This is a genomic window from Methylobacterium sp. UNCCL125, assembly GCF_900116795.1.
Taxonomy (GTDB): Bacteria; Pseudomonadota; Alphaproteobacteria; order Rhizobiales; family Beijerinckiaceae; genus Methylobacterium; species Methylobacterium fujisawaense.
Genome location: NZ_FPBW01000055.1, coordinates 1 through 16890, shown reverse-complemented (window position 1 = coordinate 16890; position 16890 = coordinate 1). Strand labels below are relative to the sequence as shown.

The window sequence follows — 16890 nt, the reverse complement described above, 5'->3', positions numbered from 1 at the left end:
GCGCGCCAGACCCTTCGTCTGGACAAAGCCCGCCACCGATATCCTCGAAGCCGTCGGCCGATCCCCTGAACCATCCGTCTGAGTCAGTGCACTAGACATTCGTGCCCTTGCTGGCGCGGCGGGAGCGATGCGTTTTCGCGCCCCTGTCGGCGCGGGTCGGATCGATCGGCGACAACCGACAGGGCGGCTGGTACCCCTACCGGACCTCGAAGTCGGCGCTGATTCAGATCCTGCGAACGCTCGCGATCAAGGTCGCAAGCAGCCGACCGAAGGCGATTGTAGTCGGCATGCATCCAGGCATGGTCACGTCCGGCTTGTCGCGGCCCTTCCGGCCGGAGTCGACGGCCATCGGCCTCTGTCACCCGAGGAGAGCGCAGCGCATCTCCTGCGCGTGCTGGATGACCTGTGCTCAGCGACACCGGCGGCGTCTTCGCTTGGGACGGCTCGCCGAGCCCCCCCTGAGCGCGGTCTCGGCCCGAACAGATGGCCACGACGTCATGCGATTGTGTGGAGCCGGAATTGCTTACTACATGCGCCATCAGCCGGTATTGGCCTAACGCCCGAAACCAGACATTCGGGATTGCGCCCAACCCGGCCATTCAGTCGGCCATTACAACGTCCCGTAAGCGGCCCCTCGGCGACCAGCGCGGCTAGCGCCCGGAAATATCCCTGCCCAAGCACGCCCGGCATCAGGGTCGACAGGCAGGTCGCCACCGCGCCGTTGCGGTTTTCAAAACTGTGCGCGGTGCTGCGTAGCATGAACAGGGTCTAGCTCGGACGGAGCGCATGCGGCTCGCCTCGCGGCATTGACGGTGACGGTCAGGCTGTAGACGGTTCCGTCTCAGGCGCGGCGATAGTGAGCGACGGGCATGTGGCCGTGTGGCGGAGCGGTCATCTCGAACAAATCGAGGCGACCGTTCATCGCGTACTTGGAGCATAGGAACTGCACCGTCAGCGGCCCGATACTGATCTCCTCGGCCATGTTGTTCCTCGATCCCAAACCCGGAGATCAGGGTAAGACAATCCGACAGCCCTTCACGGACCTGGCACGCCCCCTTTCCGCCCATCCCTCTACGCAGCCCGTGCAACCAAGCGAACACGGCGCCGCCCATCGAGCGCCGTTGTGTCCGAGGATCAATCCGCCCGCGTGATCGGCCGCGCGAAACGTTGCTCCAGCACCTCGGCCTCCCATTGCCGTCCGGGCCGCTCCTCTACAAGCCGGAAGCCGTGCGACTCGTATAGGTGACGGGCGGCGTGAGGGCCCTGGAATGTCCACAGGTGGACGGCGTCGAAGGCCTGCCGCTCGCAGAAGCCTGGGTGTCGCGCTGATGGTCGGACCGGCCGCGCTGTCGGGGATCGGCGCCGGCTTGCTGGCGCAATTCGCCGTGCTTGGCGCGGCCTTACCGAAGGGGCGCGATCCTTGCGCATCGCGCCCCTTCGGTGGGCGTTAGGCCGAGAGCGCGACTTCGATTTTCGGGAAGTCGATGTCGGTCTGAGCCACGTTGTTGGTGAAGTTGGTGAGCACGTTCAGCGCGACGCCGGCGATCACCTCGACGATGCGGGCGTCGTCGAGGCCGGCCGAGCGGGCGCTCGCGAGATCGGCATCGCTGACTTGGCCGCGCGCCTCGACTACGCGACGGGCGAGAGCAGCGACCGCGTTGTCGACCGGGTCCTGCGCCTTTCCGTGGCGCGCGGCCAGGATGTCCTCGGGCGTCAGGCCCGCGCCCTTGCCCATCAAGGTGTGGGCCGAGAGGCAGTAATGACAGCCGTTTGCCTGCCCGACAGTCAGCGCGATGATTTCGCGCTGCTTGGCGGTCAGGGCACCGTGGGTCAACGCGTCGGAGAAGGCCAGGTAGCCGTTCAGCGCGGCGGGCGACCGCGCGAATATCGTGAAGAGGTTCGGCACCATGCCGATCTTGCCCTTTACAGCCGAGAGCGTCGACTGGACGGCGGGATCGGCATGGGCGGGGTCGATGGGGGTGATGCGGGGCATTGGAAGATGTCCTTCACTACGTCCGTGCGGGTTGCACCACAGCTCTATGAGCGACTACGCAGCATCGAAGGTGTCAGGATCATTGCCGATCGTCCCATTGGCGAGGTCGAGATGGACCATTTCGCGGCGCTGTTCGCTCACGCCGCCCCCACGGCGCGGACCTTCTTCACGGGCAACCTCTGCCAGACCGAGGATTTTGGCGATGCAGGCCACCTTCATTTGATGCAGGCCGGTGCGCTGCGGCTTGTGCTGGCGGGGCAGGACGATCTCGTCATCGACGAGCCGACGCTCCTCTTCCTACCCCGTGGGCGCCCGCACCGGTTCGTGGCTGATGCCGAACGCGGGGCGGATCTGGCCTGCGCCACTGTCGACCTCGGCGGCAGGTTCGGCAATCCCATCGCGCATGGCCTCCCCGAATTGATCGTCATGCCGCTGAGCCGCCACCCGGTGCTGGTGCCGACCTGCGCGCTCCTGATTGCTGAGGCGTTCGGCGAGGGAGATGGTCGCCAAGCCGCGCTCGACAGCTTGTTCGCCTACCTGCTGATCGTCGTCGTGCGCGACGTGATGACCCGGGGCCTGATCCAGGGCGGCGTGCTCGCGGGGCTGGCCGACCCCCGCCTCTCGCGCGCCTTGACCGCGATTCATGATCGGCCGCGCAAGGCGTGGACGCTGGACGACCTCGCCGAGGTCGTCGGCATGTCGCGCACGCGCTTCGCCGCGGCGTTCAAGGAGGTCGTCGGTCAGACACCGATCGAGTACCTCACGCGCTGGCGCATGATGATCGCGCGAGGCAGCCTCGCCAAGGGGCGGCCGGTCAAGCGCGTCGCCGCCGAGGCTGGCTACGATAGCGCCGCCGCGTTCAGCCGCGTGTTCGCACGGGTGACGGGCGAGAGCCCGCGTGCCTTCAGGTCGAAGGGCGAACACTCAGACGATGCGTGAACGCTGGCGCGAACATCGGAGCCTGTTGCCCCTTCGACAGCCCCGCATCTGACCGAATTAACAGGTCGCTCACGAACGCCTCGGTGAGCCTGTCGGCGCGCAAGCCCGGCCCATATGATCAGATCGGGAGCACGTCCGGGCTGAGTTGCCGCGTCATCGAGGCTGCGCTTGATCGGTTCCACACGCAGAGCAGCACGAACGCCGCCGCAGGGAGCACCCACTCAAAGGGAGGAACCGCGGGCCCGATGGGGATGAGCGAGGGACCTGCATAGGCGGGAACGGGGAGCGCGCGGATCATCGTTGACCTCCAGCGAGGCTGTAGGTGGTTCAGCAGCCGGTGCAGACGGCCGTGCGGATCAGGTGATTGAGCCTGCGGCTCTCGGCGTCGAGGGAGGGCTTGGTGCCAAGGCGTGCATCGAGGGCGGCACCGGCCGGCTTCGTGACACCCGAACGGATGATCTGCCGGAACAGCGGGCCGGCGGCGGGAGGCGGTATCACCCCGGTCTGCACGGCCGGCTCCGATGGCGCGGATATGGCGAGGCGCCCACGGGCCACGGCGTTGCCCTGCAGGCCGAGGGTGAGGAGGAGCGTAGCGGCGATAGCGGCGGTAGGCTTGGTCATGGGAGACCTCCTTGCATTCGCGATTGCTCGGAACTCGCACAGGCCTCGCTCCCGGTTACCCTCCGCGGGTGCGTCCGCGCACCAGAGCGGCACAGCGCTCACGGTAGGCCGACCGCCGATTGCATCATCGTGAACCGCGCCGGGATTTTCGGAAGCTCCCACTCTTGAGAGACCGGAGCCATTATGAAGCATACTCCACCATTTTCCTCCGACGTCCGCGAGCATGCGGTGCGGATGGTACTGGGGCACCAGGGCGAGCACGCCTCGCCGTACGGCGCGATCCGCTCGACCGCCGCCAAGATTGGCTGCTCGGGTTAGACACTGCTCAACTGGGTGAGACAGGACGAACGTGACCGGGGCGTACGGGGCAGGCCGACGACGGACGAGCGCGAGCGGATTAAGGCGCTCGAGCGAGAGAAGCGCGAACTGCAGCAAGCCAATGAGATCCTGAGGAAGGCAGGCGCGTATTTTACCCAGGCGGAGCTCGACTGCCGGTTCCGGCCATGATCGCCTTCATCGACGATCGCCGCACCTAGCTACGACCTCGGCCAGCCCCGGCTCACAGCCCGCGCAGGGGTTGATATAGATCAAGGCCTATCGAAGAAGACAGCACAGCTTACAGTGAAGCTACGGATAGCATCCGAGACTCCATGGGAGAGCTTCGCCCATGTCTCTAATCAAGCGCGATGGCTGCCACTCGACCCGGCGCGGGTCCAAATGCGAGCAACCGCCGGCCTTACGCCGCGGGCGAGAACACTGGGTGGTGCGCTGGATCGGAGCTGCCAAGCGTCGAACTAAAAATCCGATCGAGAGTGCTCCGATTGAGACTTCTGGCGCTCGCATCATTCGGCTAAGCTGTGCTGATACCTTCGGCCGACCGGTATGCCCTGAAGTCGCCAGCATGATTGCGCAAGTGCTGCCCTTCCAGGGCCAATAAGGCGCGAACAATCTCGCGCGCCACGCTTGACTGCCGATCAGGCGCTCTTCCGTGCCTTGCGCTGATTGACAAGTCCACCATGCGACCCGAGCCCGCTAGCCCTCGCGAGAACTGAACGCTGTGCGGCGTAGCTCGGCGCGACCATCGGATAATCGGCCGGGAGGCCGTAACGCTCGCGATAAGCGCGGGGATCAAACCCATGAGCGGTGAGGTGGCGCTTGAGCGTCTTGTAGACCTTGCCGTCGATGAAGCTCACGATCCCATCATCCCGGATCGACTTGCGGATCTGGGCGGGCGTCGGCTTCGCGACCTCAGCGTCTGAAGCTGCAGCTCCTACTGCGGTGGCTGTACCCAGGTTGGCGACTGCCGAATGCACCTGTGCAATCAGAGCCGGCAGCTCGGTAGGCGGCACAGGGTTGTTCGAGACATAGGCTGAGACGATGTCGGCGGCCAGACCGGTGAGGTTGAGACCAGCTTGCTGTGCTTCTTCGCTCACGGCGTTCGTTCCTGTGTACCCCTCGATTTTTGCGGGATGGAATAGGAAAGGCGCAAAAGCAAGTCTATACATTCAGTTGCACGCAATCGACCTGCCATCTCACCGGCATAATGATCTGCAACTTCGGTCAGCATTCGGCTAAGAGGTAGCTCCTCTGCGCAACCTCAGGGCGTTGCGCTGCCATCTATGATGTCACTGCGTTAAGAATATTGAGGGATGTCACTGAAATCGATGAATGTTCGCTCATCGTTGCCGTGCGAACATGACCACGCTGGAATACGAGCATCGTTCTGGCGGCGCCAATCGCACTCGCAATCCTCACCGTTGTAGCGTAGCTATTTCATGTGGCGCCGCCGTGAAACGACCTTTCCCCCGCACGAGACGATCCTGTCGGAAGTGTCACGCTGTAAGCAGACAGTCGATTGCCATCGCGCGCGATCGAGGCTAGCTCAACCGCGCTGGGAACCGTCTCAGCATGTGAACCTTGGAACTCCGCCCGGCGATCTCCCCCGATCGACCGGGTTTTCTTTCTGACCGGAGCGTCGATCAGAAGGGTAATCACTCGGCGGTAAGCGCTGGCAGCAGCTGTCGCGGGCGCGCCGCCTCATAGACCACGGCGTGAAGTGCGATCAAGTATATGCCCGCGATGAGGATTATAACGCCGACGCCGACCCAGTCGTGAATGGGCGGATCGTGGCTACTGCGGCGCGTGACGCCCGTCAGGACGCCGCACTTCTCACATATCCTCGCAGAGGATCGGAGCCGTTGTCGGCATGCTGGGCACCTCGTAAGCAGCATGAGCCTGCTCCCTGCTTAGGAAAGGCAAGATGCACCCCGCGCTCAGTTGCGTTTTGATCTGAATCAACGGCTACGTTGGGCCGGCGCGCCACTAGCTGTAATAATATTACGGTTAGAGCCCGGAACTGCGGCGGCACTTCAGCCGGCGACTTCGCTGCTCGCCGCAAGCGCGACCGCCCGGACATAGCCGAACGCGTCGAGAAAGGCCGCCTACTTCCCGGTGCGCCGCGTCACGGACGGCAGCGGCGGCCCTCGCGTGGTCGCATCCCGCGCTTAGAACCTGCGGCGGCCGCCGGCCAAAACCTCGGCTAGCCAGTGCCAAGCGATCAATCAGCCCCGTTCTTGGTGGCCGTTCCGCCGTACCAAATGAGGTTTGGGCCGAACGGGGGCCGGGGCCGCGAGGCAGCCGAACCCGTGTGAACCACACTTCGTCGAATCGCGGGGTCGTACGCACGAGCATTTGACGGCCGCAGCCGAAGCTCATGAAGAACTAGCGGATGACAAAGCATCTTCGGTTCAAAGTGGATGGTTGACACGCGCTGTCGTCAGGTCAGAGTTATTTCGTCCAGTCGCCGCTGCGTCAGAGCAGTGTCCCGTCGGATCCGAGCTCAGGATCGAGTTCAGGGTCGGTTTTGGGCGTTTCGAGCCTGGTAAGCGCGTAGCGTAGCGCGGCGATGGCGCGCATCCGCCGCACGGGCTCGATCGGTACGAGTAAGCACACCGGTTTGGACGGCGCGAAGATCGCAATGGTCGTGAGCATCGACCTGTCGTGATCGGTAACGGTCACGACGATCGCTTGTCTGCCATAACCGCTGCGGCTTCGGTCGTTTGGAAAGGAGACGACGTTGCTCATGCTCGGCCATTCTGCGGCGGCTGTTCGACACCGAGTGCTGAGGTGACGCTCAAGGAGATCCTATGTTCACCACCCAGCATCTGCGTGCATGCGTTGTTGCTGCCGTCGCAGCCAGCATTTCGTGCCATCGCGCCGCGGCTAAGGGCAAGATATCCGACCGCCAGCTTCTTGTCGCAACGTCTCACCAATAGGATCGTACCGCCCAAAGCCAACGGGCGACGATCACACCCCGCAGCAGGTTGAGGCTCATACCGAGTAGATCCTACGATCCCTTGTTGCGAAAAAGTTCGTAAGCGGCCCGGTTCAGGGCAGTATAGAGCCGGGCCGCTGATCGCATCGGGGGCGACCGACGATCTGTCCGCGCGGCCTTGGGCAGGGCGCCGTTCGAAAGTCGCGTCCTGCCTCTCTAATCATTTGCTGGAATGCTTGTGCGCGTTGGCCGTATGGCGATGCGCGTGTTCGGCATGCTCGTGCGCGCTGGTGGAGTGGCGCTTCGCCTCTTCCGCGTTGCCGTGAGCATGGTGATGAGCGGCTTCGTGGTGATGATGAGCCGCCGCGGCATGGTGCGTCGCCGCAAGCATGTGATGCTCGTGAGCGGGATGTGAGTTCATGGCCATGATCGAGACCCTTCGTTGTCAGGCTCCGGACCGCTTCGCGAAGGTGCGCTCCGAGGCGTGCTCATTCGGCGCGGCCGTGATGATGTCGCTGATTCCGGTCTGCGGTCGCTGAGCAATTCAACGTTCGACGCACTGGATGCGTTGACCTGCATCAAGGCCGCCGCGCGTAGAGGGTGATCGGATTCCAGTATGGAAGATGGAGGCGAACCTCATGGCGCAGAAATTAGATCGCTTGGCTCGGGAAGCCGATGAGATTTCCACCAAGATTGAAGGAGCATACGAGAAGCTGATCAACAAGCTGCAATCCAAATCTGATAAGGCGCGCGCGAAGATGAGCAGCAATCGGACTATCAGTACGCGGAATATGTTAGGACAGCGCGCCAAACTTTATGCTGAAGCTGCGCAGGAGATTGGCGCCTGCTTGACCAAGCGACGCATTGCGTCGGGAGACACGCCACACGTCGACGGCAAGAGGGCAGGCTCTCGCGATGCGACAGTCGAGCGCCTCAGTTGAATATACCAGGCTGGAGCTAAATAACCCGCTTGATCGGGGTCAACCACTCTTCACCAGCTCTGCCCTTCTGCGGAGAGCGGCGGACCGTTACATCCCGCAGCTCCGCGAGGGCCTCTGCTCGTGATGGTGAAGCGTTCGACACGCGCAGGATGTTCGACGACGAAAGCTACCGTAGACCGAATGCCGCGCGCTTAGCGGTCGGCGTTGAAGCCGCCGTGGGGCTCAAAGCAAGACCATGGCTGATCAGAAAAGAAAACGAGCGGCACTCGAGCGGCACGGTCGCGCTAAGTCCTTGTTGGCGGGACCAGACAGTCGTCCCGTCCACACCCCGACTGCACAGCTGTTGCCGCGCATCAGAGTGCGTCAAGCCGCCTGCGCGGTTTCCTCAGGCTGGGCGAGCAATCGCGCGAGATCGGCGACCGGCAGCGGGCGGCTGAACAGGTAGCCTTGCATCTCGTCGCAGCCTTCCTGCTGGAGATGATCGCGCTGCTCGGCGGTCTCGACACCTTCGGCCACCGTTGTGATCCCGAGAGCGGCGCCGAGACCGGCTACCGCCCGCACGATCGCCGCGCAGTGACGGTTAGCGCCGAGCTCGCGCACGAAGGACTGGTCGATCTTGATCTTGTCGAATGGGAACGCCCGCAGGTAGCTCAACGACGAGTACCCGGTGCCGAAATCATCCATGGCGATGCGCACACCGAGGTCGCGCAAACGGTGAAGGACCGCCAGGTTGGCGTCGCTGTCGACGAGCAGCACCGACTCGGTGATCTCCAGCTCCAAGCGCTTCGGATCGAGCCCCGCATTCGCCAGCGCCGACACGACGGCGGGGACGAGGCCCGGCTGCCGGAACTGCAGCGGCGAGAGGTTGACCGCGACCTTGATCTCGCCCGGCCAGGTGGACGCTTCCCGGCACGCTTCGCGCAGGACCCACTCGCCGATCGGTGCGATCAGACCCGTCTCCTCGGCGATCGGGATGAACTCGGCCGGCGAGATGAAGCCGCGTTCGGGATGACGCCAGCGCAGCAGCGCCTCGCAGGCGATGATGCGGTTCTCTCGCAGGTTCATGAGCGGCTGGTAGTACAGCTCCAAGGCACCCGTGTTCAGCGCTTCCCGCAGCGCGCGCTCCAACGCACGGCGCGCCTGGACCCGCGCGTTCATCCCCGCCTCGAAGAACCGGAACGTGCCGCGTCGCTCCGCCTTGGCCTGGTACAGCGCGAGATCGGCGTTGTTGAGCAGGAGATCGGGGGTGGTTCCGTCGCCCGGCAGAACGGCGATGCCCAGACTGGCGCCGATCACCACCTCCTGCCCGAGGACGGTGAACGGTCGGGCCAGGTGCTCGACGAGGCGCGCCGCGAGGTGGCCCGCCGCCTCGGGCGATGACGCGCTCTCCTGCAGGATCGCGAACTCGTCGCCGCCCAGGCGGGCGACCATGTCCTCCGCGCGCACGCAGGCCCTGAGGCGCTCGGCGACCACCCGCAGCACCGCGTCGCCGGCCGCGTGCCCGAGCGTATCGTTGATCCCCTTGAAGCCGTTGAGATCAAGGCAAAGCACCGCGGACTGGTCCGGACGGCGCTGCTGTCGCTCCAGGACGGCGCACAGGCGCTCGCGGAAATAGGCTCGGTTCGGCAGGTCGGTCAGCGGGTCGTGGTGCGCCATGTGGGCGATCCGCGCTTCGACGGCGCGCCGCTCAGTGACGTCCTCGGCGATCCCGAGCAGGTATTGCGGCCGTCCCGCCTCATCCGCGACGGACAGCTGCTTGATGTGGAGGAGGCGTTTTCCGTTGGCGGGTGTGTTGATCTCGCGCTCTTCGACGAGAGCGCCGCCATCAGACGTTAGGAGAACGCGCTCTTCGCGAGAAGCGGCAGGCCCTTTCTCGGCAGCCAGAAACAGCTCATGGGCGGTTTCGCCGATCAGCTCCGTCCGCGGCACGCCGAGCAGTTCCTCTCCGGACCGATTCAGCAGGAGGAGACGGTGTGCGACTGCGTCTTGCACGTACACCATCGCGGGAATGTTCTCGACGACTGTGTCGAGAAAACTGCGCGTTTTTCGCAGCTCCGCTTCGGCGAGTCGGCGCTGGGTGACGTCGATGGAAGCCACCAGCACGGCCGGCTGCCCCCTGAGGATCAGCGAACGTATGTACGGCAGGATCTCGATCGAGGATCCATCCGCCTTGATATGACGCCAGATCTGCTCGCCGTCGTAGGGGCTCACGCGGTTCGTCAGGACCGCCTGGACCGCGGCGTGGTCCGCCTCGGGCCGGATGTCGAGAGCCGTCATCGTGAGGAAGCGCTCGCGGCTGTAGCCGTAATGCTCGACCGCGGCGGCGTTGACGTCGAGGAACCGCAACGAGGCAGCGTCACAGACCCACATCGGCAACGGATTGGCCTCGAACATCATCCGGAATGACGCCTCGCGGGTGCGCAACTCCGTGATGTCGACCAGCGTGATCACGAGCAGGTCGCCCAAGGTTGAGGCCGCGACTTTGAGGAACAACTCCCTCTGATCGACGACATAATCCAGCTCGAAATGGATACGGCCGCCAGTCTCGACGACAGCGTGCAGGCGGGTGACGATATCCTCCGCCCGGCTTCCGAGCCGGATCGCTGAGAGGTGCTGCCACAACAGGGCGCTGGCCGGCTGGCGCATCAACGTGGCAGCGCCGGCATTCAAAGCGACGATCTGGAGATCCTGCAGGGCACCATCGACATCACGCACGGGGATCAACGCGAGGATCCCCTCGGTAGTCGAGTGATAGACCTGTTCGACGAGGCTGGATCGGCTCTCGGGTTCGCCGACATGGACGAGCGCGACGGGAAAGCCCCAGTGCGTTTCCAGGGGCAACACCAGGATCTGATGTACTTCGACGACGCCGTTCTCGACGCGGCTGGCCGCCTCCTGCGCGGGCCGGCCGGTTTGCAGGGCCCGGTGCACGACTTGGCGCAGGACCCGTGTGCAGTCGCTGCGCTCCCGCGGGGACTGACCATCGGCCGCCCCATGCAGCCAAACTGCGACGTGTGGTGCGATGCGCACGATGGAGAGTTCATCGCCATCGAGACGCACGATGGCGGTGCTATCGGCGAACCGTCCGAGCGTGCCAAGGGCAACGTCCTCGTAGCGAGGCAGCGCCATACCCGGCTTTCGAGCAGCAGACCAACGCTCGCTTAGGATGTGAGCTGCGCTGCCCGACGCGTCGGATGGGCGATGTTGAGCCTGGATCGACATGTCGCCGGGGAGATCGCACAGACAGATAAGATCACCAATGCAACGCGGCGGTTGAGATTGGATTAAAATCGGGAAGCCGCCGTGAGATGCGGCGCTTCAATGGCGATCGGAAGAGATCAATACTTACTCAATTCCGACACACCTGCCGAGGCCGGTTCGGGTATAAGACCGATTTACCTGCCAGCGCTGAAGCAATGAGAGGATGAGATATGCAATAGAAGGAGCCGTCAGAAATTTGCGAGTGAGTGGCATGCCGTCAACCGGTTTTGAGCCAGCGCGCTGTTGGGGGCCGTCTCCGGGCTATGATCCAGTCCTCAATCTCGCGACTAGTTGGCAAACTGGAGAAAGTGTCGATGCTTGCCAGCGTGCCGACCAGCTTCGGGAACAGTGAGCGGCGAGGACCGTACGGTTCGCCGCTCGCGCGGAGGTCTCGATACGGCGAGGCAAAAACGGGCGCTCTCCTTTGAGAGGAGCGCCCTGAGTGCGTTCCGGTCTCGGGAAGGAACGTGTCGATCTGCTATGACTTCACGCCGGCGTGAACAAGCCACCGCAGGTAAGAAGCCGGGCGTGTGTCCGTGTCATCGAAACGTCACATGTGTTAAGAGGCAGGTGACGCGTTCGTTGAGAGAGGAGGAAGGCATGGCCTCCATCGAGGAGATCGCGGCGACGCTGCGCAGCATCGCGACGCCGGGGATGAAGCCGAAGGCTTTGCGCGCCGCCATACGGGAACGGTACCCTGAGGCGAACAAGAAGGAGATCGTTCGAGCCGCCTTTTACGCTATGACTGAGACCTCTCCTGTGGGGCAGGATGCGCTGCCGGACCTGCACAACTTTGCCTTGTCCGAGCGGGCCGGCGACGAGGATGCGGACGCGGCGCTGAAGGTCGGCAAGCGCAAGGCGAAGAAACTGGCCCCCGACAAGGCTGGCAGGCCCGCAAACCCTGAGGTTGGAGCGCGATACGCAGCGTTCATACGACGCGCGGGTTAGATCATCGGCGCGACGTGCTCAGGCTCGCTTGGGGCGCCTGGTCTGCCGAGAATGCGCGTGACCCGCCTCACGCCGCATGAACCCGGTCGAGGAAGGTGTCGATAGCAGCCTGCAGGCTGGCGGTGCCTGTGTTGACCTGCGAGGCGCCACTTCGGACCTGATCAGCTTGTGCCGCGTTCGAGGCGGCCGCCTCTTGCACACCGCCGATGCTGTTGGATACGGTCCGGGCTTCGGCCGCAGCACCCGCGATAGCGCGGGCGATCTCCTGGCTGGCGTGTCCCTGCTGTTCAGCGGCCGCGGCCACGTCGGAGGCCGTCTTGCTCATTTCCGCGATGGTGCCACCGATCGAGCCGATCGCATCGACCGTCCCGTCGGCGGCGGCTTGGATCGCCGCGACCTGGCTGGTGATGCGGTCCGTCGCGGATGCGGTCTGCGTCGCGAGTTCCTTCACTTCAGCCGCCACCACCGCGAAGCCGCGGCCCGCAGCGCCGGCGCGCGCCGCCTCGATGGTCGCGTTGAGGGCCAGCAGGTTGGTCTGCGCGGCCACGCTGCGGATCAGCGTCACCACGGCTCCGATCTCGCCGGCGGCCTGCGACAGGCTCACCACGGTCGTCTCCAGGCCGCGCGCATCGTCCAGGGCCGCGGCCGCGATCTCGCTCGTGTGCCGTACCTGCTCCTCGATGGCCCGGGCTGAGCTCGACAGCTGTTCCGCGGCACCGGCGATGCTGTTGACCACCTCGACCGACTGGCTCGATGCGACCGCCACGCGCGTAGCCTGCGCCGTCGTGTCCCCGGCGGTGCCGGACAGGGCATCGGCCGTGGCCTGCATCGCCTGAGCCGAGCACGCCAAGCTCGCTACGGCTCGCTTGGTCTCGAGCTCAAAGGCGTGCGTGGCCTCGGCCAGGACCTGGGCTCGGACTGCGTCCTGAGCCGCTCGCTTCTCCGCGCCAGCGTCGAGATCCCGCTTCTCGATCAGCGCGACCTGAAAGGCCTCGATCGCGCGCGCCATCTCGCCAATCTCGTCGGCGCGACGCGTGAAGGGGACTTGGTCGTCGAGCTTCTCGGCAGCGAGCGCCTGCATGGCGGCCTTGAGCCGGTGCAGAGGTCGTTGGATCTGGGTTGCGAGAACCCAGAAGGCGACACCGAGACCCAGAAGCAGAGCGACGGCCGGCGCGACCAGAAGGGTCAGTGTGGCCCGATGGCGCTCCTCCGCGACAGCTGCGCGCTGCGCGTCGAGGTGGGCCAGCATCTCGCGTCCGAGATTGCTGATCTCAGCGACCATGCGCTCACGGTTCTTCACCGTGGCTTCGTCGGTGGCCTGGATCAGGGCGGCCTTGGGCGAGAGGGTCAGGCCCATTTCGGCTGTTTCGGTCTGATAGGCGATGAACTCCTTCACTGCGAGGTCGAGCTTGCGCTTGCGCTCGGGCGAGAGTTGCGCGTCCATGGCAGTGAGAAAGGGACCGCGCGCCTGTTCCACATCGGTGAGGGCGCTCTGGAGCCCGGCGAGCCGGGCTTTGGCCTCCTGGGTGTCTTCGGCGGTGTAGACCGCGGTGGCCTGCACCACTGCGTGCTCGATGGCCTGGGCCAAGGTCCGCGCCTGCAGGCCGGCGTTCCAGGCCGCTTCGGTCGCTGCTGCGCGCTGCTGCTCCTGATCGGCTTGGCGGAGGGCAAAGCCGGAGATGCCGGCGGCGACGAGGCCGAGCAGGCTGATCACGGCCACGAGTTTATGGGCCAGGGAGATACGCATCAGGAACTGCCAAATACCGAGTTGATGCGCCGGTCCCTGCACCGGCATCCGTTGCGCTACCCTTAAGGATAGCTGGCAAAATCGCCTCGACACATTATGAATTAAAACGCCCATATCGTTATGATTGCCAAACAGCGATTGCAAAGAATGAATATTAAAGTCAATATTAAGAGCCATCATACTCAAGGTACCGAGCAATATCCTTCAATCGCATAGGGCTGCTTCGGATTTGCACTTGGCGCGCAGGCCATCCAAACCAGATCAGGCGGAAACATACTGCCCAGACTCATTATGGATCAGCGAGGCGGTCGGCTGAGCAGCGGCAAACGTCCACCTCCGCGATGCAGCGCTTCGGAGCGAGCCGGTCTACTGCCACAATCAAGACATGCTATACTGATAGTTGAAGCGGAGCGTCAGCGATCTCATCGGCTCGGAAGTGAAATGAAGTGCATAGACGCGCACCTGTTCAGACTAAGTGTTGGCGACTTCCATGTACCTTGATCCGGCCACCTTGCTGATCGCCAGCTCTGCGACAACTTTCCTGGTTGGCACGTTACTTCTGGTAGCGGGGCGTGAGTCGCAGGGATCCCGCTCTCTGAGCCTCTGGGGAGCGGCACATCTCATTGGCGCCATCGGTTCCGTCGGCATCGCTCTACGCGACCAAGTCCCTGACCTGCTTTCCATCGGGCTGGCCAACGTGCTCGTTCAGGCCGCTTATGGATTGATCTGGAGCGGCGTCCGCTCCTTCGAGGGTCGTTCGATCCGCCTAGGCGTTGCGTTCGTCGGCGCGATATTCTGGTGTGTCCTCTGCCTGGTTCCGGCCTTCTACGCGTCAGTTACGCTGCGGATCCTATATGGTTCGGCCGTGGCGACACTCTACTGCAGTTCGGCCGCCGTGGAGATCTGGCGCGGCCGCGCGGAGCGGCTCGCCTCCCGAGTTCCGGCTTTCACTGTGCTAGGCCTTCATGGTGCAGTCTACTTCGTCCGGATCCCGCCGACCCTGACGGCACCACAACTCGGATCCAACCCGATCGCCACACCCTGGGTGGCGATCCTGTGCTTCGTGACCATGCTGTTCTCGATCGCCTCGGCCTTCACCTTCTTGGCGCTTGTGAAGGAGCGGGCCGAGCGCGAGCAGCGCATCGCCGCCTCTACCGATGCGCTTACGGGCGTACACAATCGACGCGCCTTCGCGAAAGCCGCCGAGTCTATACTGGCTGAGCATCGAGATAGTGTACTATTGCTTATTGATCTCGACCGGTTCAAGGCCGTCAATGACAGCTATGGCCACGCGGTCGGCGATGCGGTGCTGGTGAGCTTCTGCGCCATGGCCACCTCCCTGCTGCCGCAGGACGCGCTGCTGGGGCGCCTCGGCGGCGAGGAATTCGCCTGCCTTTTGCCGGATGCCTCCCCCGAGGAGGCCCTTGCCCGGGCCGAGGAACTCCGCCGAACCTTTGCGCAACTTTTCGTCGCCGAGTTCCCTGAGCTGCGAGTCAGTGTCAGCATCGGGATCGCACAAGCGTGCGGTGTGGGCGGATACGAGATTCTGATGCACTGCGCCGATATGGCACTCTACACCGCCAAGAATGGGGGGAGGGACCAAGTGGCCATGGCCAAGATGCCAGCCGGGCAGTCCGCTGATGGCCAAGGGCGCATCCCGGATTGTGCGCTGATAGCGAGACGAGACTGCGTGCCTGCTTTTACTGCGCGGGAACGCAGTCCGTACAGGCCAGGCTCAAAGTCCGCGTAATTACCCAGGCCTGTGATGGCTGGGCTCAGGCGCCGATGGTTTTGAGGATGGCGCCGAAGGGACTGCTGCCTGTGAGGCGCGCGGTGTCGACGACGGTGCGAATGGCGGCCTCGCCCTCGGCCGCCCACATGGCCCGGTAGCCGTTGGTGACCTTCCGCTGCACGACAGCCGGACGCAGCAGCCGCTCGGAGCCGTTGTTGGTCGGCTCGACCTTTCCGGGATAGGCGAGGAAGACCAGGAGCTGATCGCGGGCGCGGCTGATCTTGGCCTGCAGGTCGCGGCTCAGATCACAGCGGCTCGACGTGGCGAGGATGGCACCCAGTTGCCGATCCAGGCTGCGGCGCTTGGCCGAGAGCGTCGCGGCAGCCAAGTCGGTGACGCGCTCGGCCAGGGCGAACACGCGCTGCAACCAGAGTTGCAGGCGCCAGGGCACGGGATCGTCGCTGGCCTCGACGCCATAGGCGACATCGCGGGCCAGATGCGCCAGGCAGGTCTGGTGCTCATCCGCGTGGCCCTGTTGGGCGGTGTAGCGGTCGGAGATCCACACCGCCGGTCGGTGCCCGTCCATCATCTCGCGCACCACGACAGCGCCGCGCGTCGGGGAGGCGGTGTGCACCACGGCTTGCGCCGAGTGGAACAGCCAGTGGTAAGCGTTCGAGCCCTCGATGCGCACGCCAGTCTCGTCGCAGGCGACGACCTCAGCCTTGCGCAGGGTCGCGATGGCCGCGTCGCGACCGGCACGGAAGCGGTCCTGCGCGCGCCGGAGCAGGTTCATCAGCCCGCCCTGGCTGAGGGTGAGGCCGAACAGATCGGAGAGCGCCGCCTGCAGCCGTTCGTACGAGAGCGCCTGAAAGGTCTTGAGGTACGTCGCCACCGCATGCAGCCGCGGACCGAAGGGCGTGCCGCGCGCCGCTTCGGGCGGTGGCGCGATCACGCGCGTCCCGCAGCTCGGACAACAAACGGCAAGGCGCTGGTGCTGCGTCACAATCGGCGCCACCTCAGGCAGCTCGATTTGCTCAGAGACGCTGACGATCTCTGCCGGAAGTGCGGCGTGCAGGCTGGCGCCGCAGCACGCGCACGCCTCGGGACGATGCTGGACGATCGTATCGGGATCATCGCTCAGCACCCGGCTGTGACCCTCGTGACCGGGCTTGGCGCCGCCGGGCTTAGAATGCTCCCGCTGCTCCTTGCGATCCGTCGCGGGCGGCTTGGATGAGGTGCGCGAGGTCTTCTCTGGCCGCTGCAGCCGCAGCACCAGCTCGATCAGCTCCTCGCGGCTCAGCCGTTCCAGTTCGCTGCGGCCCATCCCGCCAGGGAATCAGCGAAATCCGACCCGCGCAAGAGGCAAGCTCGTCCCGGCAAGCGGCGCAGCCGCGGGCGTTCCGCCGCCGACCGATCCACCCCGTGGGTAATTAC

At 64.6% G+C, this 16890-nt stretch carries 13 protein-coding genes and 2 pseudogenes; 6 read left to right on the top strand and 9 right to left on the bottom strand.

Annotation, left to right across the window (positions count from 1 at the left end):
* Positions 1-841: 841 nt before the first annotated feature.
* The 3 genes and pseudogenes from BM396_RS33080 to BM396_RS30645 form a co-directional block, all read right to left on the bottom strand.
* A complete protein-coding gene (locus BM396_RS33080) occupies positions 842-982 on the bottom strand; it encodes a cupin domain-containing protein (RefSeq protein ID WP_158713311.1) in 141 nt (46 codons plus the stop codon).
* A 152-nt stretch (positions 983-1134) separates the two neighbouring features.
* Positions 1135-1281, bottom strand: a pseudogene (locus tag BM396_RS33585) (MarR family transcriptional regulator); the annotation flags it as partial.
* A 166-nt stretch (positions 1282-1447) separates the two neighbouring features.
* Positions 1448-1993 (bottom strand): carboxymuconolactone decarboxylase family protein, encoded by a 546-nt coding sequence (locus tag BM396_RS30645; RefSeq protein ID WP_043387826.1) that lies wholly within the window; start codon positions 1991-1993, stop codon positions 1448-1450.
* A 6-nt stretch (positions 1994-1999) separates the two neighbouring features.
* Here BM396_RS30645 and BM396_RS30640 point away from each other — a divergent pair, with 6 nt between their 5' ends.
* On the top strand, positions 2000-2932 hold the full coding sequence (locus BM396_RS30640; RefSeq protein WP_230366881.1) for a helix-turn-helix transcriptional regulator: 933 nt from the start codon (positions 2000-2002) through the stop codon (positions 2930-2932).
* A 327-nt stretch (positions 2933-3259) separates the two neighbouring features.
* Here BM396_RS30640 and BM396_RS30635 read toward each other — a convergent pair whose 3' ends face one another.
* Positions 3260-3553, bottom strand: coding sequence for a hypothetical protein (locus BM396_RS30635; RefSeq protein WP_043387824.1), 294 nt, complete (start codon positions 3551-3553; stop codon positions 3260-3262).
* 183 nt (positions 3554-3736) lie between these two features.
* Between BM396_RS30635 and BM396_RS30630 the strand changes: the two are divergent.
* Positions 3737-4077, top strand: a pseudogene (locus tag BM396_RS30630) (transposase); the annotation flags it as partial.
* Between the two features lie 450 nt (positions 4078-4527).
* Here the strand turns inward: BM396_RS30630 and BM396_RS30625 are convergent.
* Together BM396_RS30625 and BM396_RS32450 are read right to left on the bottom strand one after the other, a co-directional pair.
* A complete protein-coding gene (locus tag BM396_RS30625) occupies positions 4528-4986 on the bottom strand; it encodes a Ros/MucR family transcriptional regulator (RefSeq protein WP_230366880.1) in 459 nt (152 codons plus the stop codon).
* Positions 4987-6364: 1378 nt separating this feature from the next.
* Positions 6365-6637 (bottom strand): hypothetical protein, encoded by a 273-nt coding sequence (locus BM396_RS32450; protein WP_139239584.1) that lies wholly within the window; start codon positions 6635-6637, stop codon positions 6365-6367.
* Positions 6638-7080: 443 nt separating this feature from the next.
* On the opposite strand from BM396_RS32450, the gene BM396_RS33075 reads away from it, so the two are divergent.
* Positions 7081-7242, top strand: coding sequence for a hypothetical protein (locus BM396_RS33075; RefSeq protein WP_158713310.1), 162 nt, complete (start codon positions 7081-7083; stop codon positions 7240-7242).
* A gap of 208 nt (positions 7243-7450) precedes the next feature.
* Entirely contained in the window at positions 7451-7768 is a 318-nt protein-coding gene (locus BM396_RS32445) for a hypothetical protein (RefSeq protein WP_139239583.1), read from the top strand.
* Positions 7769-8131: 363 nt separating this feature from the next.
* Here the strand turns inward: BM396_RS32445 and BM396_RS30615 are convergent, their stop codons facing one another.
* A complete protein-coding gene (locus BM396_RS30615; protein WP_051976287.1) occupies positions 8132-10897 on the bottom strand; it encodes a sensor domain-containing protein in 2766 nt (921 codons plus the stop codon).
* Positions 10898-11629: 732 nt separating this feature from the next.
* On the opposite strand from BM396_RS30615, the gene BM396_RS30610 reads away from it, so the two are divergent.
* Entirely contained in the window at positions 11630-11977 is a 348-nt protein-coding gene (locus BM396_RS30610) for a hypothetical protein (protein WP_051976286.1), read from the top strand.
* A 67-nt stretch (positions 11978-12044) separates the two neighbouring features.
* On the opposite strand, the gene BM396_RS30605 is transcribed toward BM396_RS30610, so the two are convergent.
* Complete coding sequence (locus BM396_RS30605; protein ID WP_230366879.1) at positions 12045-13772, bottom strand: methyl-accepting chemotaxis protein; 1728 nt, start codon at positions 13770-13772, stop codon at positions 12045-12047.
* 442 nt (positions 13773-14214) lie between these two features.
* Between BM396_RS30605 and BM396_RS30600 the strand changes: the two genes are divergently transcribed.
* Positions 14215-15474: a GGDEF domain-containing protein gene (locus BM396_RS30600; RefSeq protein WP_081948803.1), complete on the top strand. Its 1260-nt coding sequence runs from the start codon at positions 14215-14217 to the stop codon at positions 15472-15474.
* A 25-nt stretch (positions 15475-15499) separates the two neighbouring features.
* On the opposite strand, the gene BM396_RS30595 is transcribed toward BM396_RS30600, so the two are convergent.
* Positions 15500-16780, bottom strand: coding sequence for an IS66 family transposase (locus BM396_RS30595; protein ID WP_043387809.1), 1281 nt, complete (start codon positions 16778-16780; stop codon positions 15500-15502).
* Positions 16781-16890 lie beyond the last annotated feature (110 nt).